Below are 19,547 nucleotides of genomic sequence, written 5' to 3'. Positions count from 1 at the left end.
GTGGGGGTGTGCCGATGATACCGCGGGCTAGGAGCAGCGGCTGCCTTCGGGGCGGCGGGTGAAGCCGAAACCATCGCCGCCCAGCCCGGCTGGCTGGATGCAGATCATCAGGGCCAGGGAGCGGGCCGACTTGACGATGTCGGGCGGGAAGGCCGCAAAGGGTACGGCCCGCTCGACCACCGAGCGGACGAAGGCAATCTCTTCCTGTTGGTCGCCGGCCTGGACGATCTTGAAGCTCTTCAGGCTGCCGTCCGGGTTGAGGCGGACTTCGACGGCGGCCCCGTGGATGCCCCGGGTGCGGGGGTCGTTCTTGACGAAGGAGGCGCTGCGGTTGAGCTTCTTGACCAGGGCGTCCAGGTAGAACTCCAGGCTGAAGGGATCGACCGGGGGGCTGTCGGGGATGCGCTCGACGAGCTCGCCGGAGTCGTCCCGGCGACGGCTGCCGCCGTCGCGCACGCCCTCCCGGGCAATCTCGCGGGCCATGGCCATGGAGCGTTCGGCCAGGTTGGGTTGCGGGCGGGCCTTGGCTTCACTGGAGAGTTCGTCCAGGAAGCGGTTCATCTCCTCTTTCTGGGCGACGCTCCAGGTGGGCGGCGACTCGGCCTGGGGCAGGCTGGAAGGGGAGGGTTTGCGGGCGGTGATGACGCGCGGCCGTGATTCAGGGGCCTTGGCCTGGCGTGTTTCCTTGCTGGGCGTCCGCTTGGCGGGGCGGATCTCGGCGGGCGAGGCGGGCTGCCGGGCAAGCTGCTCCTGGGGCCGGGGCGCGAGGCGGGCCTGCAGTGGCGAGGCCGAGGTGTCCCGCCCTTCAGGGGGGCTGGACGGGATCAGCAGGACGAGCGCATGGACGACCAGCGAAATCGCGATCGCCAGGCGCAGGGACCGCGACGGGGAAGGGTGGGGTACAGCCGACATCGCCCGGATTTTAGACCGGCGTCTGCCAGCCCGGGATGCTTTTTGTAACGGAATTCCCCGTTTGGCGGCGCGCGCACTGTTCAGGCCCCACGGGACGGAGGGAAGGCCCTTTTCGTATAAAGGCCTCCAGCCGTTACAATGGCGGCTCGTTAAACCCCCGGGTCGTACCGCATGTGCGGCCCGCTCAACTGATGGATCTACTCCTCCTGCTGCTGCTCATTCTCCTCAATGGCGTGTTCGCCATGTCCGAGATGGCGGTGGTGTCATCCCGCAAGTCCCGTCTTCAGAACCTTGCCGACGACGGCAGCCCTGGCGCTGAGTCGGCGCTCCAGCTTCATCAGGAACCCTCGGGCTTCCTGTCCACCATCCAGGTCGGGATCACATCGGTAGGGATTCTCAGCGGTGCCATCGGCGAAGCGGCAATCTCCGATCCGCTGGCTGAGTGGTTGTCCCACTTCTCCCTGGTGGAGCCCTACGCCAGGGGCGTGTCCCTCACCCTGACCGTGATTGGCCTGACCTATTTCTCGGTCGTGGTCGGTGAACTGGTGCCCAAGCGCCTGGCCCTGCTGGCGCCCGAGGGCATTGCCACCCTGATCGCCCGGCCGATGATAATCCTGGCCCGCGTGTCCCATCCGCTGGTCACTGTGCTGTCCGGCACCTCGGCGGCCATCCTCCGCCTGCTGGGCGCCCGTCGCAAGGAAGAGCCGCCGGTCACCGATGACGAGATCAAGGTGCTGATGGAGCAGGGGGCCGAAGCTGGGGTCTTCCACGAGAGCGAGCAGGAAATCGTTTCCAATGTGCTGCGCCTGGATGAACAGCGCATCTCGGCGATCATGACGCCCCGCCGGGAGATGTTCGTGATCGACCTGGATGAGGATGAAGAGACGGTATGGCAGAGCCTGGTGGATACCTGCTATTCCCGTGTCGTGGTATGCCGCGACGGCCTTGAGCATATCCTCGGGGTACTCCAGACCGGCGATCTGCTGAAAAAGACCCTGCGCGGGGAACGTCTCAAGCTGGCCGATCTGGAGACCATGCTGCGCCCGCCGCTGTACGTGCCGGAGACCGTGTCCACCACCCAGCTGCTCGAGAGCTTCCGGCGGGCCCGTCTGCAGTTCGCCCTGTTGATTGACGAATACGGCGATGTGCAGGGCCTGGTGACCCTGACCGACGTGCTCGCTGCGATCGTTGGCGAGCTGTCGGTGCCCGAGGCGCCGGAAGACCGCGACATGCTGCAGCGCGAGGACGGCTCCTGGCTGGTGGATGGCGACGTGGGCATCGAGCGCCTCAAGTCGCAGCTGGATATCTTCGATGACCTGCCCGGGGAAGAGGAGCATTCCTTCAACACCCTGGGGGGCTTCATCATGCATAGCCTGGGCCGTGTGCCGGTGGCCACCGATCACTTTGAGGTACTGGGCTGGCGCTTCGAGGTCATGGACATGGACCGCAACCGGGTGGACAAGGTGTTGATGTCACTGGCCCTGGCACCTGTGGAAGAGGACTAGCCCCCCCGCTGGTCATGGCGGCTGCACTCCAGAGGGATACCCGGGGCTTGTACCCTCAGGGACTGCACCACTCCCGCCGGTCGCCCCGGCCCCAGGGTTGGGACAACCTTTCGGGTTGGCTCATGGTGCTGCGCACGGTGGCACTGCGGCCGTCGAAGAGCACGTCAAAGCGCGCCGGCTCGGCCCACACGTCGCAGTAGCGCCACTCCCACACCAGCTCGTCCCGCGCCTTGTAATACACCGTCCAGCCGGGATAGGACGGCCCCAGGATGCGCAGCACCTCGTCCTGGCTCATGCCGGGCAGGATGCGGGCGAAATGAGCCATGCTCATCACGTTCTCCATGGACAGGACCCGCCCGTCGGCCGCCGTATGCACCATCCAGGTCCGGTAGCCCATCGGGCCCTGGGGGAAGGCGAGCTGTTCGCCGCCATCCGGATTGGACCAGCGCAGGGCCGGGTCGCCCAGGATGCGCCGGGCATCGGCCAGGCTGCGGATTGCTGCAGGGTCGCCTGCCAGTGGAAGTTGCGCGCAGGCGGCGAGGCTCAGGCACAGGGCTGCGAGGGTGGAGGCCGGGCTGAGGGGTTTCATGGGGGCTCTCGGTGATGGGGGGTTGGGTTCGGTTTCAGGGGTGTTTTCGGGAGCGGCGCGGTTTGTTTATAACCATGTGAACGGATCGAGGTTGTCGCATTTTCCATTGAGGAATATATAAAGCCGTTTTTATTGGTTTGGTGCGTTGCGGCTCCTCCCTAGACTCGAGGCCTACTCGAATAAAAGGAGAAGCTCCATGTCCCCGACCCGCATCATTCTGCGCCCCCTGGCTGCTGCACTCCTGGCTATCGCCGCGCTGGGCCCGGTATCGGCCCAGGCGGATACCACCCTCCTGAATGTCTCCTACGACGTGTCCCGGGAGCTCTACAAGGATGTGAATCCGGCCTTCATCGCCAAGTGGCAGAAGGCGGGTGGCGACAAGCTCGGCATCAATCAGTCCCATGGCGGCTCCAGCAAGCAGGTTCAGTCTGTCGTGGCCGGTCTGGAGGCCGACGTTGTGACCATGAACCAGGCGCCGGACATCGAGGCCCTGGTGAAGAACGGCCTGGTGTCGCCGGCCTGGCGCAAGGCCTTTCCCCATGATGCCGCGCCTTACACCACCACCACCATCTTCCTGGTCCGGAAGGGCAACCCCAAGGGTATCAAGGACTGGTCCGACCTGACCCGTGCCGGCCTGCAGGTGATCGTGCCCAATCCCAAGACTTCCGGCAACGGCCGCTACACCTATCTGGCGGCCTGGGGCTACGCGCTGCAGAAGAGCGGCAACGAGGCGGGCGCCCGCGACTTCGTCACCAAGCTGTTTGCCAACGTGCCGGTGTTGGACGGCGGCGGCCGCGGCGCCACCACCACCTTCACCCAGCGGGATATCGGCGACGTGCTGATCACCTTCGAGAACGAAGCCACCTTGATCGACCAGGAAGTGGGCGGCGACAAGTTCGACGTGGTCTACCCCTCCCTGTCCATCGAGGCCGCGGCGCCGGTGGCGGTGGTGAACAAGGTGGTCGACAAGCGCGGCACCCGCAAGGCCGCTGAAGCCTACCTGAACTTCCTGTTCGCCCCGGAAGGCCAGGAGATCATCGCCCGGCACCACTTCCGCCCGCGTGATCCGGCGATCCTGAAGAAGTACGCCAGCCGTTTCCCGGCGGTGAAGACCTTCACCGTGGAAGAGAAGCTCGGCGGCTGGGATGCGGTGCAGAAGACCCACTTTGCCGATGGCGGTGTGTATGACCAGATCGTGGTGAAACGCTGATGGCTTCGTCGTCGACTTCCTTCCGCGTGCTGCCCGGCTTCGGCCTGAGCCTGGGCTACACCCTGGGCTACCTGTCGCTGATCGTGCTGATCCCGCTGGCGGCGGTGTTTTTCAAGGCGGGTTCGCTGGGGTTCGAGCATTTCTGGGATGCCGCCACCTCGCCGCGGGTGTTGGCGTCCTACCGGCTGTCCTTTGGCGCCTCGCTGATCGCCGCGGCCATCAACGCAGTGTTCGGCCTGATGCTGGCCTGGGTGCTGGTGCGCTATTCCTTTCCCGGCAAGCGCCTGGTCGACGCCCTGGTGGATCTGCCCTTCGCCCTGCCCACGGCGGTGGCCGGCATTGCCCTGACCGCTCTGTATGCCAAGAACGGCTGGGTCGGCAGCGTGCTGGAGCCGCTGGGCATCAAGGTGGCCTTCACGCCGCTCGGGGTGCTGGTGGCGCTGGTCTTCATCGGCCTGCCCTTCGTGGTGCGGACCGTCCAGCCGATTCTCGAGGACCTGGACACCGAATACGAAGAGGCTGCGGTGAGCCTCGGTGCCAGCCGCTGGCAGGCCTTCCGCTACGTGGTCTTCCCGACCCTGTTCCCGGCGCTGCTGACGGGCTTCGCGCTGGCTTTTGCGCGTGCCGTGGGTGAGTACGGCTCGGTGATCTTCATCGCCGGAAACATTCCCATGGTGTCGGAGATCACCCCGCTGATGATCATCACCAAGCTCGAGCAGTATGACTATGCCGGCGCCACAGCGGTGGCGGTGGTGATGCTGATCTTTTCCTTCATCCTGCTGCTGATCATCAACGGCCTCCAGGCCTGGACAGCCAAACGTACCGGGAGGGCCCGCTGATGGCTGGCGCTGTTGCAGTTCTGCATGGGGCGGGGGACCAGTCCGCCCGCTTTGAATCCAAGGCCGCCACCCGCGAGCCGACCTGGGTGAAGTGGGCGCTGATCGCAGTCTCGATGAGCTTCTTTGCCTTCTTCCTGCTGCTGCCGCTGGTGGCGGTGTTTGTGGAGGCCTTCCGCAAGGGCTGGGATACCTACATCAACGCGCTGCTGGAGCCGGACGCCCTCGCGGCGGTCCGGCTGACCCTGACCGCCGCGCTGATCGCCGTGCCCCTCAACCTGGTGTTCGGGGTGTCGGCGGCGTGGGCCATCACCAAGTTCGACTTCCGCGGCAAGCACTTCCTGATCACCCTGATCGACCTGCCGTTCTCGGTGTCGCCGGTGGTCTCGGGCCTGATCTACGTGCTCGTGTTCGGCGCCCAGGGCTGGTTCGGCCCGTGGCTGTCTGACCATGACGTGAGGGTCATCTTCGCGGTGCCGGGCATCGTGCTGGCGACGGTCTTCGTGACCTTCCCCTTCGTTGCCCGTGAGCTGATTCCGCTGATGGAGGCCCAGGGCAAGGAGGAGGAGGAGGCCGCGGTCGTGCTGGGCGCGCGGGGCTGGCAGACCTTCTGGCATGTGACCCTGCCTAACGTGAAGTGGGGCCTGCTGTACGGCGTGATCCTGTGCAACGCCCGGGCGATGGGCGAGTTCGGTGCGGTCAGCGTGGTGTCCGGCCACATCCGCGGCATGACCAACACCATGCCGCTGCACGTGGAGATTCTCTACAACGAATACCAGTTCGCGGCCGCCTTTGCGGTGGCCTCCCTGCTGGCCCTGCTGGCCCTGGTGACCCTGGTCATCAAGGGGTGGGTCGAGCGCCAGGCCGGCAAGTCCAGCTTCGGCAACGACGACGAATGAACCACCGCCCCGGGGCGGAAGCGAATACACGCGAGGAATGAACAGATGAGCATCCAGGTCAATAACATCCGCAAGCAGTTCGGCAGCTTCACGGCGCTGCAGGACGTGTCCCTCGACTTTCCCACCGGCGAGCTGGTGGCCCTGCTGGGCCCCTCCGGTTGCGGCAAGACCACCCTGCTGCGCATCATCGCCGGGCTGGAGTCGGCCGACAGCGGCCAGGTGCTGCTGGAAGGGCAGGACGCGTCGGACACCCATGTGCGCGAGCGTCAGGTGGGTTTCGTGTTCCAGCACTACGCCCTGTTCCGCCACATGACCGTCTTCGACAACGTGGCCTTCGGCATGCGCATGAAGCCGCGCGCCACGCGCCCGTCGGAGAAGGCGATCAAGGCCAAGGTGCTGGAGCTGCTCAAGCTGGTCCAGCTCGACTGGGTGGCCGACCGTTTCCCGAGCCAGCTGTCCGGCGGCCAGCGCCAGCGCATTGCGCTGGCCCGCGCCCTGGCCGTGGAGCCGCGGGTGCTGCTCCTCGACGAGCCCTTCGGCGCCCTCGATGCCAAGGTGCGCAAGGAGCTGCGCCGCTGGCTGCGCCGCCTGCACGATGAGCTGCACATCACCTCGATCTTCGTCACCCACGATCAGGAAGAGGCGCTGGAAGTGGCCGACCGGGTAGTGCTGATGGACCATGGCAAGGTCGAGCAGGTGGGCACTCCGGAAGAGGTCTATCGCCACCCGGCATCGCCCTTCGTGTACAGCTTCCTGGGCTCGGTGAACCTCTTTCACGGCCGCGTCGAAGGCGAGGCGGTGCATGTGGGTGAGGACCGGCTGGCGCCGGGCAAGGTGGACCTTGCCCACGGCTCCGAGGTGTTCGCCTTTGCCCGCCCGCACGAGATCGACATCGTGGTGGATGGCAGCGAGGCCGGTGGGGTGGCCGCGAAGATCAGCCGCATCCTGGCCTTTGGTGTGACGGCCCGGGTCGAGCTGGATGGCCTGAATGGCTCCACGGGCGAGGTTTTCGAGGTGGAGATCACCCGCGCCGAGGTCGCCCGACTGGGGCTGGAGGAAGGTCAGGCCGTTCGTCTGGTACCCTCCCGCCTCAGGGTTTTTGAACGTAATGCTGCTGCAAGTGGCGCCAGCCAGGCGCCAAACTGGGTGATCTGATGAATTTTCAGCAATTGCGCATCATCCACGAGACGGTGCGCCGCAATTTCAACCTGACGGAGGTGGCCAATGCCTTGTTCACCTCTCAGTCAGGCGTGTCGAAGCACATCAAGGACCTCGAGGACGAGCTCGGCCTCGAACTTTTCATCCGCAAGGGCAAGCGCCTGCTCGGCCTGACCGAGCCGGGCCAGGAGCTGGTCCACATCGTGGATCGCATGCTCATGGATGCCCGCAACATCAAGAGCATCGCCGAGCAGTTCAGCAACAAGGACCACGGCCAGCTCACCGTGGTGACCACCCACACCCAGGCACGTTATGCGCTGCCGCGGGTGGTCACCCAGTTCAAGCAGGCCTTCCCGAAGGTGCACCTGGTGCTGCACCAGGCCAGCCCGACGGAGATCGTCACCATGCTGCAGGACGGTCGTGCCGATATCGGCATTGCAACGGAGTCCCTCGCAGGGGTGCCCGACTTCGTGTCCTTCCCGTATTACGGCTGGCACCATTCGGTGATCGTGCCGGTCGGCCATCCGCTGGAGTCGGTCGAGCCGCTCACCCTGGAAGCGATTGCCGAGCATCCGGTGATCACCTATCACGAAGGCTTCACCGGCCGGGCGAAGATCGACGAGACCTTCGCCAAGGCCGGACTGACGCCCGACGTGGTGATGTCGGCCCTCGATGCGGACGTGATCAAGGCCTACGTGGAGCTGGGGCTGGGCGTGGGGATCGTGGCGTCGATGGCCTACGACCCGAACCGGGACCAGGGCCTGCACATGTTGCCGAGCAGCCACCTGTTCGAGGAGAACATCACCCGCATCGCGGTGCGACGCGGGCACTTCCTGCGCGGCTTTGCCTACCGTTTCATCGAGTTGTGCGCGGAATCCCTGAGCGAAGTCGTGGTGCGTGCCGCTCTGCGGCCGGACAAGGAGGGCTACGGTCCGGAGTTCTGATCGACCGGGCGAGTTCCCTCACACATCGAGGCCCGGACCGGCATGCCTGCTGTCCGGGCCTCGCCGCATCTGGCGGGGTTCCACCAATGGCGGTACGACCTCCGGAATCAGTGGGCAGCAGCCTGCTGGCCGGGACGCTCGTTGATGCTGCCCAGCGGCAGCCCGTCGCAGGTGGCATGAAGTGCGTCGAGCAGCTCGAGGCCGCGGGGCCAGGGGCCGTGACCCGAATCCACGTTGATGTGGCCGGCCGCTCCGACATTGACCAGCAGACTGCCCCATCGGTCGGCCCAGTAGGCGGCTGATGAGAGGCGTACCCACGGATCGTTGGTGCTCGCCACGACCAGGCTGGGCACTCCGAGGGGGCTGTCGGGAATGTGGGCGGCGACACTCTGTTGTCCGGGCTCCCGATCCTGGTCGCGGAGACCGGCCGGGCCGAAGCGTTCGGGGTCGGCCGGGGCGACCAGCATCAGCCCGGCCACCCGATGCTGGCGCCTGGCCGCGGCACGTACCGATGCCAGGCAGCCGAAGCTGTGGGCCACCACCAGCACTGGGCCGGGGGCCGCGTCGATGCTGCGGCCCACCGCGGCCGCCCAGTCGGCGAGCACGGGGCGCTCCCAGTCGATGCCGTCCACCCGCCGGGCCTGGGCCACGCGGTCTTGCAGCCAGCTCTGCCAGTGGGCCGGGCCGCTGCCATGAAAGCCGGGAACGATGAGAATGGTGTACCGCAAGGTGGAGGCTCCGGATCGCCGCGACGGAGGTGGTCGCGTGCTGTGCAGTCTAGTCGGCTCCCACCAGCGAATGAACCATTTAATCCGCCTAAGCTTATCCGGACGGAGGGATAGACCTCTTGCCCCTACAGCAGGGCGAAGGCTGCAGCCGCCACCAGGGTGGGAGCGAGCGCGGCCAGCGCCAGGCCACCGGGATTGACCGACTCGTCGGCGAAGCTGCCCTTGAGGATGGAGACCCCCGCCGGGTTGGGCGCGTTGGCGATGATGGTCAGGCCACCGCCGGTGACGGCGCCGGCCACCAGGGCGTACTTGAAGTCGTCCGACAGGCCTTCCACCAGCGAACCGAGATAGGTCAGCGCGGCGTTGTCGGTGAAGGCGGTGAGGACCGTGGCGCCGACGAACACCGCGCTGCTGCTCATGCTCATCAGCAAGGGCTGGAGCCACCACTGCTGCTGCCCGCCCAGCACCACCAGCCCGGCCAGGAAGAAGGCCACCAGCAGGCCTTCCTTGAGGATCAGGCGGTCCTGGTGTTCGGTGTAGGCATGGGCCACGCCCAGGAAGAACAGGAACAGTCCCAGGAAGAGGGCCGGATGGTGGGCGAAGACCACCACGCCGACGAGGAACAGCACATGCACGGCCGTCAGCACCAGGGGGCTGCGTGCGCCCTGGCGGCCGATCGGCGACAGGGCGGACAGCTCCCGATGGAACAGCAGGGTTGTGGCGGCAGCGTTGATCACGACCGCAATGGCGGCCTTCCAGCCGAAGGCGGACAACATGAAGGCGGTGTTCCACTCCCACTTGGCCGCCACCATGAGCACCGGTGGTGCGGCAAAGGGGGTCAGGGTGCCGCCGATGGAAATGTTCACAAAAAGCACGCCGAGGGTGGCGTACATCAACCTCGCGGACAACCCGCGGGTGAAGAACTGGTCTCGCAGGATCAGGGCGGCGAGGGTCATCGCGGCGGGCTCGGTGATGAAAGAGCCAAGCAAGGGAACCAGGGTCAGTACCGTGAGGTAGGTGCCGGCGGAGCCCCCCAGGGGCAGGGCGCGGGCAAGCAGGCTGACGATCAGCGAGGCGCTGTTGAGGATGGGGCGGGTACCGGCGATGACCATGATCGCAAACACGAACATCGGTTCGGTGAAGTTGCGCGACTCGATGTATTCAATGGCCGGTGTTGAGCCTTCGATGGCGAAGAAGGCGATCATCAGCACCATCGCCCAGAAGCCGAAGACCACCTCGACCTCGCCGAGCAGGTGCCACAGGCCGGCGTGCCGGGGTTCGGCATGGGCCAGGCGCTCGAAGAACTTGGTGGCGAAGGTGTGAAGGATTGCGATGGCGAACAGGATCGCGCCAAGCAGCTGGATGGTCGTCGGGGTCATGCGGGTGTCCTCGTCGGATCTTCACGCCTGCCGGCATCTCGGCAGTGGCGTTGTCTGGCGGGTCTCGATGCCCGGCGGGCGAGACGCAATCCCCGCTTGTGCGGGGGGGCTGAATGTCGACAGCCCTGCTGCCAGGGGCGAAGCAGGGCTGTCGGATCGACTGCTGCGGCGTGGCCGGGGATCACGCGGGATCCACGGGCCGCCGCAGGGCTCAGGCGAAGTTGGCGGAAGCGAAGTCCCAGTTGGCCAGGCTGTTCAGGAAGGTTTCCACGAACTTCGGGCGCAGGTTGCGGTAATCGATGTAGTAGGCGTGTTCCCACACGTCGATGGTCAGCAGGGGCTTGCCTTCGCCGGTCTTGAGCGGGTTGCCGGCAGCGCCGGTGTTGGCGATGTCGACGGTGCCGTCGGCCTTTTTCACCAGCCAGGTCCAGCCGGAGCCGAAGTTGCCCACGGCGGAAGCCTGGAAGGCCTTCTTGAACTCGTCGAAGGAACCCCACTTGGCGTTGATGGCGTCAGCCAGCGCACCGGTCGGAGCGCCGCCGCCGTTCGGCTTCATGCAGCTCCAGAAGAAGGTGTGGTTCCACACCTGGGCGGCGTTGTTGTAGATGCCGCCGGCCGGGGCCTTGAGGAAGGTCTCTTCGATGGACAGGTTTTCGTATTCGGTGCCCGGGATCAGGTTGTTCAGATTGACCACATAGGCATTGTGATGCTTGGCGTAGTGGTAATCGAAGGTTTCCTCGGACAGGTGCGGGGCCAGGGCGTTCTTGGCGTAGGGCAGTTCGGGCAGGGTGTGAGCCATGTTGATGTTCTCCGGGGTTTGGGAAATTGCCCGACTATTCTAGTCGGGATTAGGTTTTCTACACAATAATGCGCCAAGAATTGCCGATTGTCTGCCGCCGATCGGCGCCAGGCAAGGGTTTCCATGGGGCTAGTCAGAGATCCAGGCGATCCTGCCGGGGATCGACGGTGGCACCCACTTCTCCGTTGGCAAATTCGATCCGGATGGCGCTGCCCGGTGTGAGCGCGTCTGCATTGCGGGCGATCCGGCCGTGGGCATCGCGAGTGATGGTATAGCCGCGCGCCAGCACGCCCCGCGGATCAAGGTGGGCGAGGTGCTGCTGCAGGGCCGTCAACCTGGCCTGGCGGACGTCGAGCTGCTGCCGGGTGGCCCTTTGCAGACGTGCGGCCAGGGAGTTCAGGCGCACTGTCAGGGCTTCCGGGGTGGGGCGACGGGCGCTGAGGCGCAACTGCAGGGCGGCCAGGCGGCTGCGTCCGTCGCCGAGACGGCGATCCAGGCGACTGCGCAGGGCCTGCTCGAGAATCGTCAGGCGCATGCGGCTGGCTTCGAGGCGCTGGCGTGGGTGGGTGAGGCGCGTTGCAGCGCGGTCGAGGCGCTGGGCGGCGCTTTCCACGCGGCGCTCCATTGCGCGCCTGAGACGCACGGCCAGTTGCCCCGCGCGCTCCCGCCACTCCATGTAGGCGGCGGTCACCAGTTCGGCGGCGGCCGTGGGGGTGGCGGCACGCAGGTCGGCAGCGAAGTCGGCGATGCCGATGTCGGTCTCGTGACCGACGCCCACCACCACGGGCAGCGGACAGGCGCGGATCGCGCGGGCCACCCTCTCGTCATTGAAGGCGGCCAGGTCCTCGAGGCTGCCACCACCGCGCACCAGCAGCAGCACCTCGTTTCCGTCGGCGGCGGCCCGGCTGCCGGCCAGGCCGATGGCCGCGGCGATCTGGGCCGGTGCGGTGTCGCCCTGGACCTGGCTCGGGTAGAGGGTCACCGGCACATGGGCGGCGCGGCGGGCGAGTGCGGCCGTGACGTCCCGCCAGGCCGCGGCCTGGGGCGAGGTGACCACCGCGATGCCCCGCGGGAAGGGCGGCGGTGTGCGCTTGATGGCCGGATCGAACAGCCCTTCCGCCTCCAGGCGCGCCTTGAGGCGGAGGAAGGCTTCATACAGGTTGCCCATGCCGGCCTGGCGGATGGACTCGACGCTGAGTTGGAAATCGCCTCGGGGCTCAAACAGGGTGACCAACGCGCGGACCTCGACCCGCATGCCGTGCTCGACCTTGAAGGGCAGGCTCTGGGCGCGGTTGCGCCACATGGTGCAGCGCACCTGGGCCTGTTCGTCCTTGAGGGTGAAGTAGAGGTGCCCGGAGGCTGCGCGGGTCAGCGTCGATACCTCGCCGGCGATCCACATCAGCGGGAAGCTGCCTTCCAGGGCCTCGCGGGCGGCCCGGTTCAGCCATGACACGGAGACGACTTCCGGCGTCCCCGTGGCCCCGGCGGCCCCTTTTGCAGCGCTGCTTTGAGGGAAATTCATGGGGGTGGATTCTACCGAAATCCACACCGTGCGCTTCGTTCACAAAAAAAACCGTTTTTCGGCCTTGACTTGCCGAAAAAACGCTAAGTAATTGATTTTAATGAATTGTGCCTGCGGCTTAATTTTTGATCCGACCACTAAAAAGCCTTACAAACTGCGGGTTTAGGGGCGTCCCCGGGCAACAATCCACAAAGTTATCCACAGATTTTGTGGATTGTCTGGGCTTGTCTCCATGTTGCCAGCACCCACGGAGCGGGTTACATTCACGAGCTTGATTCGATTCGCAGGAGTGCTCGAGTGTTTGCCATCATCCAGGCCGCAGGCTGGCCGATCTGGCCGTTGTTGTTTGCATCCATCGTGGCCACCGCACTCATCATCGAGCGCCTGATCACCCTGCGCCGCCAGCGCATTCTTCCCGATGGCCTGGTCGACAAGGTGGTGGGCGAGCTGCGTCAGGCTGCCCCTACGCCCGAGATGATCAACCGTGTGGCCCTCAGCTCACCCCTCGGCCGGGTGCTGGCCGCCGGACTGCGCAACATCCGCAGCTCCCGCGAGATCATGAAGGAATCCATCGAGGAGTCCGGCCGGGCCGTCAGTCACGACCTGGAGCGTTTCCTCACCACCCTCGGCACCATCGCCTCGATCAGCCCGCTGATGGGGCTGTTCGGCACCGTGGTGGGCATGATCGAGATCTTCGGTTCCCAGGCGCCCGGTGGTTCCAACCCCCAGCAGCTGGCCCACGGCATCTCCATCGCCCTCTACAACACCGGCTTCGGCCTGGTGATCGCCATCCCGAGCATGATCTTCTGGCGTCACTTCCGTTCCACCGTGGACGGCATGGTGATCGAGATGGAGCAGCAGGCCATCCGCCTGGTCGAAGTCGTCCACGGCGATCGCCGCTGAGGTCCTGCCATGAATTTCGGCCGTGGCCGCTCCCGCGAGGAGCCGGAGATCAACCTGATCCCGATGATCGACATCCTGCTGGTGATCATCATCTTCCTGATGCTCACCACGACCTACTCGCGCTTCGCGGGTCTCGAGATCAACCTGCCTACCGCCGACGCCCAGGCCTCGGCCGACAAGCCGGCGGAGATCAACGTGGCGGTCACGGCGGCGGGCGAGGTGGTGATCAACAAGCGCCCGGTCAGCGGCTCCGGCATCGGGGCCATCGCGGCCGCCATGCAGGCCGTGGTGTCGCCCGGCGCCAAGGACCCCGTGGTGATCATCAATGCCGATGCCAAGGCGGCCCACCAGCGCGTCATCGACGTGATGCAGGCGGCCCAGCAGGCCGGCTTCGTGCATATCTCCTTCGCCACCCAGGCGATCCAGCGCTGATTTCGCGCCGATGCCGCGCAGCGCCCCGGGTTTCTGGCGGCACCGGGGCGTGCCGGCGCTCTGTCTTCTTCCTCTTTCACTGATCTTCAGCGGGCTGGTCTGGCTGCGCCGCAGGCTGTTTGCCTGGGGCATGCTGAAGACTGGACAACTGCCTGTACCGGTTGTGGTGGTGGGCAACATCGCCGTCGGCGGCAGCGGCAAGACGCCGGTCGCCCTGTGGCTGGCCGACGAACTGCGTCATCGCGGTTACCGGCCGGGCATCGTCAGTCGCGGCTATGGCGGTTCGGTGGAGGGTGTGGCGGAGGTCGACCCGGCGGGCGATCCAGCCCTGTTCGGGGACGAGCCTGTCCTGATGGCGGCGCTCTCCGCTTGTCCGGTGTTTGTCGGGCGTGACCGGCCCGCTGCGGGCCGGGCCCTGCTGGCCGCCCACCCCCAAGTGAATGTGCTGATCGCCGATGATGGCCTGCAGCACTACCGACTCGCCCGGGATGTGGAACTAGTGGTGCTGGATGAAACCACCCTGGGCAACCGCCTGCCCCTGCCGGCCGGCCCCCTGCGGGAAGGGGTGGGGCGGGTTCGGCGCAGCGCGCTGGTGCTGGCGCATGGCCCGCTGTCAGCCGGCCTGCGGGCGGCCCTGCAGCCGGTTCCGGTGTTCCCCTTTCATCTGCAGGGCCGCTTCTTCGAGCGCCTGGCCGACCGCTCCGAGCGTTGCCTGCCCGAGGCCTTTCATGGACGACGCGTGCACGCGCTGGCCGGCATCGGCCAGCCGGAACGCTTCTTCCGGCAGCTCGAGACGCTCGGCTTGAGCATCGAACGGCGTCCTTTTCCGGATCATCATGCTTTTACGGCGAAGGATCTGAGCATTCCGGATGGTGATGTGCTTCTGATGACCGAGAAGGATGCGGTAAAATGCCGGGCTTTCGCCCCAGCGGACTGCTGGGTGTGGCCGGTCCGTGTGCAGATTGCGCCGGGCGCGGCAGAATTGATTGTGGAGATGCTTGATGGACCCCCGACTGCTTGAAATCCTGGTGTGCCCGATTACCAAGGGGCCGCTCGACTTCCACAAGGACAAGCAGGAGCTGTGGAGCGTCAGCGCCCGCCTGGCTTATCCGATCCGTGACGGCATCCCGGTGATGCTCGAGGACGAGGCCCGCCCGCTCAGCGACGACGAAGTCGCCCAGTCGCGCTGAAGATGGCTTTCAAGATCGTCGTGCCGGCCCGGCATTCCTCGAGCCGGCTGCCGGGCAAGCCGCTGCTGGACATCATCGGCAAGCCGATGATCCTGCGCGTCCTCGACCGGGCGCAGCAGGCCGGCGCCGATGAAGTGTGGGTGGCCACCGACCATCCGGGCATAGCCGAAGTGGTCGAGAAGGCCGGCGGGCAGGTCATCCTGACGTCCGCCGATCATCCTTCCGGTACCGACAGGCTGGCCGAGGTGGCAACCCGCCTGGGCTGGGCCGACGATGTGGTGGTGGTGAATGTCCAGGGCGACGAGCCGCTGATCCCGCCGGCCCTGATCGGGCAGGCCGCCGCCGAGCTGGCCGCCGACCCGGAGGCAGCCATCGCCACGGCCTGCCATCCCCTCGAGTCGCCGGAAGAGTTCTTCAACCCCAATGTGGTGAAGCTGGTGCTGGACGCCCGCAATCGCGCCCTGTACTTCTCGCGGGCGCCGATTCCCTGGGCACGGGACGCCTTCGCCGCCGATCGCAGCGTGCTGCCGGCGGGCCTGCCGGCCTACCGCCACATCGGTCTGTATGCTTATCGGGCCGGCTTCCTGAAGCGCTACTCCACGCTGGCGCCGTCGCCGCTGGAGCAGTGGGAAGCCCTCGAACAACTGCGCGCCATGGCCCATGGATATCCCATCCGGGTGATGGTGCTGGATCACGCGCCGCCTGCCGGCGTGGATACCGCCGAAGATCTGGAACGTGTCCGCCGGGTGTTTGACCTTGCGGAAGTTTCGCGATAGTTTCGCAATCCCATGTCGCATCGACAATAACCAGAGGAGGGAATGACATGCGTCTGATTCTGTTGGGACCGCCGGGCGCCGGCAAAGGTACCCAGGCCAATTTCATCAAGGAAAAGTTCGGTATTCCGCAGATTTCCACGGGTGACATGCTGCGCGCCGCGGTCAAGGCCGGCACCCCGCTGGGCATCGAGGCCAAGAAGGTCATGGACGCAGGTGGTCTGGTGTCGGATGGCATCATCATCGGCCTGGTCAAGGACCGTCTGAAGGAAGCCGACTGCCAGTCTGGCTACATGTTCGACGGCTTTCCGCGCACCATTCCCCAAGCCGAGGCCATGAAGGCCGCCGGCGTGCCCATCGATTTCGTGCTCGAGATCGATGTGCCCGATGAAGAGATCATCGGCCGCATGTCCGGTCGCCGGGTGCACGTGGCTTCCGGCCGCACCTATCACGTCAAATTCAACCCGCCCAAGGCGGAAGGCAAAGACGACGAAACCGGCGAACCGCTGATCCAGCGTGACGACGACAAGGAAGAAACCGTCAAGAAGCGCCTGGACGTCTACCACTCCCAGACCAAGCCCCTGGTGGCCTACTACTCGGACTGGGCGGCCAATGGCGACGCCAATGCACCGAAATATCGCAAGATCGCCGGCCTGGGCAAGGTCGAAGAGATCCGCGACCGCGCCATCGACGCGCTGAAGTAATCTGCGTCGAGCAGCGCGCGGGGCCGGCCTGAAAAGGTCGGCCCTTCTTTTTTGCACACCCTGCAACGGGTCTGGGAGATGGCATGGCGAAGAATCTGCTGTACGCACAATCGGGTGGGGTGACCGCCGTCATCAATGCGTCGGCGGCCGGTGTGATCACCACGGCCCGGGAGGTCGGTGAGCGGATCGGCCGGGTGTTTGCTGCCCGCAATGGAATTCTCGGTGTCCTGCGGGAAATCCTGGTGGATACGGCCGGCATCTCCGACAACGACCTGGCCCGCCTGCGGGCCACGCCCGGCGGGGCTTTCGGCTCGTGCCGCTTCGATCTCGATCCGGCGGAGCGCAATCCGGCCCAGTACGATCGTCTATTTGCCGTGCTGGCAGCCCATGAGGTGGCGTATTTCCTCTACAACGGCGGCAACGGCTCGATGGAGACCTGCCGGCAGATCCAGGCCGAGGCGGATGCCCGTGGCTACCCGCTGACCGTGGTCGGGGTGCCCAAGACTATCGACAACGACATCGTACACACCGACTGCTGCCCCGGTTTCGGTTCGGCCGCCAAGTACCTGGCCACCTCGGTGCGCGAGGTGGGCCTGGACCTCGCCGCCATGACCACCTCCGGCGGGCGGGCCTTCGTGCTCGAGGTGATGGGACGCAATGCCGGATGGCTGGCCGGGGCCTGCGCCCTGGCCGCAGAAGGCCCGGGACAGGCGCCTCACCTGATCTTGTTGCCCGAGGTGCCCTTCGACGAGCCCGCCTTCATGCGTCGGGTGCAGGCGGTGGTGGAGCGGGTCGGTGCCTGCGCCATCGTGGTGGCGGAAGGGCTGCGCGGGCCGGATGGCCGGATCCTCGCCATGCAGCGGGAGAACAAGGGCTACATCCAGCTGGGGGGAGCGGGGGAGGTGATCGCCGACCGCATCGCCTCGAGCCTGGGCTACAAGGTGCATTACGCGGTGGCCGACTACCTGCAGCGGGCGGCCCGCCACATCGCCTCCAAGACCGACACGGCGCAGGCCTTCGCTGTCGGGAAGGCCGCGGTGAGGCGCGCGCTGGCTGGCAGTTGCGGGGTGATCGGCATCAAGCGGATCTCCGGCCATCCCTACCGCTGGCGCACCATCCAGTTGCCTTTCGAGAAGGTGGCCAACCTGGAGCGCAAGCTGCCGCCGGACTTCATTGCGAAGGATGGCTTTGGGGTCAGTGACGATTTCCGGGCCTGGTGCCGGCCTCTGATCGCCGGCGAGGATCCGCCCCGTTTCGTGGACGGCCTGCCGGACTACCTGCATCTCGATCTGCCGCTGGAGCCGCCCCACCTGCCGGGCTGGCAGCCCTGAAGCCCGCACGCCCCGCCGATCCCGGCGAGGGTGGGTGAATGTGTTCAGGCGTGGCTGCGGCGCCGGAAGTCGGCGACCCGGAAGCCCAGCGCGAACAGCACGGCAAAATAGATGCCGATGCCGCCCACCACCAGCGCCACCAGGCGGATCACCCGCTCGCCGCTGCCCATGTGCAGCCATTGGCTGTCGCTGCCGGAGGTGAAGAACACCGCCACACCCAGCACCAGCAGCGCCGCCAGCAGCTTGCCGGTGAAGAGTCCCCAGCCCGGCAGCGGGTTGTACACGCCACGCTTGCGCAGGCCCCGGTAGAGCATGCCGGCGTTGATGCATGAGGCGAGGCCGATGGACAGGGCCAGGCCGGCGTGCTGCAGCGGGCCGACGAAGACCAGGTTCATGAGCTGGGTGAGGATCAGGGAAATGATGCCGATGCGCACCGGCGTACGCACGTCCTGGCGGGAGTAGAAGGCGGGGGCCAGCACCTTGACCAGGATCAGGCCGGTGAGGCCCAGGCTGTAGGCCATCAGGGCGGTCCGGGTCTGCAGCACGTCCTCGGCACCGAAGGCGCCGTGGTGGAAGAGGGTGCTGATCAGCGGGACGGCCAGCAGGGCCAGCCCGAGGGAGGCCGGCAGGGTGAGCATCAGGGTAAGGCGCAGGCCCCAGTCCAGCAGGGCGGAGAACTCCGCGGGGTTCTCGTCGGCGTGCATCTTGGACAGGCTGGGCAGCAGGATGGTCCCCAGCGCCACGCCGAGCATACCCGCCGGAAACTCCATCAGGCGGTCGGCGTAATACAGCCAGGACACGCTGCCGCTGGGCAGGAAGGACGCAAAGACGGTGTTGATCAGCAGCGAGATCTGGCTCACCGAGACCCCCAGGATCGCCGGCGCCATCAGTTTGAGGATGCGGCGCACGCCCGGGTCGGAGAAGTCCAGCGAGAAGCGCGGCAGCATGCCGATCTGTGCCAGCGGCCGGATCTGCAGCAGCACCTGAGCCAGCCCGCCGATGAACACGGCCCAGCCCAGGACCAGGATGGGCGGGTCGAAATACGGCGCCGCCAGCAAGGCCATGGCGATGAAGGACAGGTTCAGCAGCACCGGCGTGAAGGCCGGAATGGCGAAGCGGCTCCAGGTATTGAGCACGCCACCGGCCAGCGCCACCAGGGACATGAAGAAGATGTAGGGGAAGGTGATGCGGGTAAGCTGTACGGTGAGCTCGAACTTCTCTGCATCGGCCGAGAAGCCCGGCGCCGTGGCATAGATGATGGCCGGCGCGGCAAAGGCCCCGATGACGGACACCAGCAGCACCACCACACCCAGGATGCTCGCCACGTGGTCGAGCAGGCGGCGGGTTTCATCCGGTCCGCGCTTGTTCTTGTATTCGGCGAGGATGGGCACGAAGGCCTGGGAGAAGGCGCCCTCGGCGAACATGCGGCGCAGCAGGTTGGGCAGCCGGAAGGCCACCACGAAGGCATCCATCTCGATACCGGCGCCAAAGGCGCGGGCCTGCACGAAATCCCGGACGAAACCCAGGATCCGGGAGAGCAACGTCATTCCGCTGACTGTGGCAAGTGCGCGGAGGAGGTTCATCGAGGCCATTGGGGCGGGTTTCCGGGGGCAAAGGCGGACGATGTTAGCGGCTTATGCCGCTCCGCAGCAATGCGATTTTCCGCGTCTTGCGGCCTTCGGCGCCCGGGAAGGGGACGATGGGGTAAAATGCGCCAAATTTTTTACGAGCTT

General features: G+C 66.1%; 20 protein-coding genes. 13 read left to right on the top strand and 7 right to left on the bottom strand.

What is annotated here, in order from left to right:
* Positions 1–27 precede the first annotated feature (27 nt).
* Complete coding sequence (locus tag HHL15_RS02720) at positions 28–912, bottom strand: hypothetical protein (protein WP_169144254.1); 885 nt, start codon at positions 910–912, stop codon at positions 28–30.
* A gap of 191 nt (positions 913–1,103) precedes the next feature.
* Between HHL15_RS02720 and HHL15_RS02715 the strand changes: the two genes are divergently transcribed.
* Complete coding sequence (locus HHL15_RS02715; RefSeq protein ID WP_169144253.1) at positions 1,104–2,417, top strand: hemolysin family protein; 1,314 nt, start codon at positions 1,104–1,106, stop codon at positions 2,415–2,417.
* A 55-nt stretch (positions 2,418–2,472) separates the two neighbouring features.
* Here HHL15_RS02715 and HHL15_RS02710 read toward each other — a convergent pair whose 3' ends face one another.
* A complete protein-coding gene (locus HHL15_RS02710; protein WP_169144252.1) occupies positions 2,473–3,006 on the bottom strand; it encodes a hypothetical protein in 534 nt (177 codons plus the stop codon).
* 196 nt (positions 3,007–3,202) lie between these two features.
* On the opposite strand from HHL15_RS02710, the gene HHL15_RS02705 reads away from it, so the two are divergent.
* Genes HHL15_RS02705 through HHL15_RS02685 form a run of 5 tightly spaced genes read left to right on the top strand, consistent with a single transcriptional unit; the run spans position 3,203 to position 8,053 of the window.
* Entirely contained in the window at positions 3,203–4,216 is a 1,014-nt protein-coding gene (locus tag HHL15_RS02705) for a sulfate ABC transporter substrate-binding protein (RefSeq protein WP_169144251.1), read from the top strand.
* Positions 4,216–5,055 (top strand): sulfate ABC transporter permease subunit CysT, encoded by an 840-nt coding sequence (cysT, locus tag HHL15_RS02700; protein ID WP_169144250.1) that lies wholly within the window; start codon positions 4,216–4,218, stop codon positions 5,053–5,055. Before HHL15_RS02705 ends, cysT begins: the two co-directional genes overlap by 1 nt.
* A complete protein-coding gene (gene cysW / locus HHL15_RS02695) occupies positions 5,055–5,951 on the top strand; it encodes a sulfate ABC transporter permease subunit CysW (RefSeq protein ID WP_169144249.1) in 897 nt (298 codons plus the stop codon). Before cysT ends, cysW begins: the two co-directional genes overlap by 1 nt.
* Positions 5,952–5,996: 45 nt before the next feature.
* Positions 5,997–7,106 carry a sulfate/molybdate ABC transporter ATP-binding protein gene (locus HHL15_RS02690; protein ID WP_169144248.1) on the top strand — a complete coding sequence of 370 codons (1,110 nt, stop codon included), beginning with the start codon at positions 5,997–5,999 and terminating at the stop codon, positions 7,104–7,106.
* Positions 7,106–8,053, top strand: coding sequence for a CysB family HTH-type transcriptional regulator (locus HHL15_RS02685; protein ID WP_169144247.1), 948 nt, complete (start codon positions 7,106–7,108; stop codon positions 8,051–8,053). The genes HHL15_RS02690 and HHL15_RS02685 overlap by 1 nt, the downstream gene beginning before the upstream one ends.
* Positions 8,054–8,160: 107 nt before the next feature.
* On the opposite strand, the gene HHL15_RS02680 is transcribed toward HHL15_RS02685, so the two are convergent.
* From HHL15_RS02680 to xseA, 4 genes are all read right to left on the bottom strand, one after another.
* Positions 8,161–8,781, bottom strand: coding sequence for an RBBP9/YdeN family alpha/beta hydrolase (locus tag HHL15_RS02680; RefSeq protein ID WP_169144246.1), 621 nt, complete (start codon positions 8,779–8,781; stop codon positions 8,161–8,163).
* A 125-nt stretch (positions 8,782–8,906) separates the two neighbouring features.
* Positions 8,907–10,160, bottom strand: a complete 1,254-nt coding sequence (locus tag HHL15_RS02675; RefSeq protein ID WP_169144245.1) for a putative Na+/H+ antiporter — start codon at positions 10,158–10,160, stop codon at positions 8,907–8,909.
* Between the two features lie 211 nt (positions 10,161–10,371).
* Complete coding sequence (locus tag HHL15_RS02670) at positions 10,372–10,959, bottom strand: superoxide dismutase (protein WP_169144244.1); 588 nt, start codon at positions 10,957–10,959, stop codon at positions 10,372–10,374.
* 133 nt (positions 10,960–11,092) lie between these two features.
* Complete coding sequence (xseA, locus tag HHL15_RS02665) at positions 11,093–12,481, bottom strand: exodeoxyribonuclease VII large subunit (RefSeq protein WP_169144243.1); 1,389 nt, start codon at positions 12,479–12,481, stop codon at positions 11,093–11,095.
* A 297-nt stretch (positions 12,482–12,778) separates the two neighbouring features.
* Here xseA and HHL15_RS02660 point away from each other — a divergent pair, with 297 nt between their 5' ends.
* From HHL15_RS02660 to HHL15_RS02630, 7 genes are all read left to right on the top strand, one after another.
* A complete protein-coding gene (locus HHL15_RS02660) occupies positions 12,779–13,384 on the top strand; it encodes a MotA/TolQ/ExbB proton channel family protein (RefSeq protein WP_169144242.1) in 606 nt (201 codons plus the stop codon).
* 9 nt (positions 13,385–13,393) lie between these two features.
* Complete coding sequence (locus HHL15_RS02655) at positions 13,394–13,816, top strand: ExbD/TolR family protein (protein WP_169144241.1); 423 nt, start codon at positions 13,394–13,396, stop codon at positions 13,814–13,816.
* 10 nt (positions 13,817–13,826) lie between these two features.
* Positions 13,827–14,837, top strand: a complete 1,011-nt coding sequence (lpxK, locus tag HHL15_RS02650; protein WP_169144240.1) for a tetraacyldisaccharide 4'-kinase — start codon at positions 13,827–13,829, stop codon at positions 14,835–14,837.
* Positions 14,818–15,006, top strand: coding sequence for a Trm112 family protein (locus HHL15_RS02645; RefSeq protein ID WP_169144239.1), 189 nt, complete (start codon positions 14,818–14,820; stop codon positions 15,004–15,006). The genes lpxK and HHL15_RS02645 overlap by 20 nt, the downstream gene beginning before the upstream one ends.
* A 2-nt stretch (positions 15,007–15,008) precedes the next feature.
* Positions 15,009–15,782 carry a 3-deoxy-manno-octulosonate cytidylyltransferase gene (gene kdsB, locus HHL15_RS02640; protein ID WP_169144238.1) on the top strand — a complete coding sequence of 258 codons (774 nt, stop codon included), beginning with the start codon at positions 15,009–15,011 and terminating at the stop codon, positions 15,780–15,782.
* 47 nt (positions 15,783–15,829) lie between these two features.
* Complete coding sequence (gene adk / locus HHL15_RS02635) at positions 15,830–16,483, top strand: adenylate kinase (protein WP_169144237.1); 654 nt, start codon at positions 15,830–15,832, stop codon at positions 16,481–16,483.
* A gap of 83 nt (positions 16,484–16,566) precedes the next feature.
* Positions 16,567–17,814: a 6-phosphofructokinase gene (locus HHL15_RS02630; RefSeq protein WP_169144236.1), complete on the top strand. Its 1,248-nt coding sequence runs from the start codon at positions 16,567–16,569 to the stop codon at positions 17,812–17,814.
* A gap of 44 nt (positions 17,815–17,858) precedes the next feature.
* Here HHL15_RS02630 and murJ read toward each other — a convergent pair whose 3' ends face one another.
* Positions 17,859–19,397, bottom strand: a complete 1,539-nt coding sequence (murJ, locus tag HHL15_RS02625; RefSeq protein WP_169144235.1) for a murein biosynthesis integral membrane protein MurJ — start codon at positions 19,395–19,397, stop codon at positions 17,859–17,861.
* Positions 19,398–19,547 lie beyond the last annotated feature (150 nt).

This window comes from Zoogloea dura, from assembly GCF_012927165.1.
In the GTDB taxonomy this organism is placed as follows: Bacteria; Pseudomonadota; Gammaproteobacteria; order Burkholderiales; family Rhodocyclaceae; genus Zoogloea; species Zoogloea dura.
Note: the sequence above shows the minus strand (reverse complement) of the source record. Positions and strands in the feature narration are given on the sequence as shown.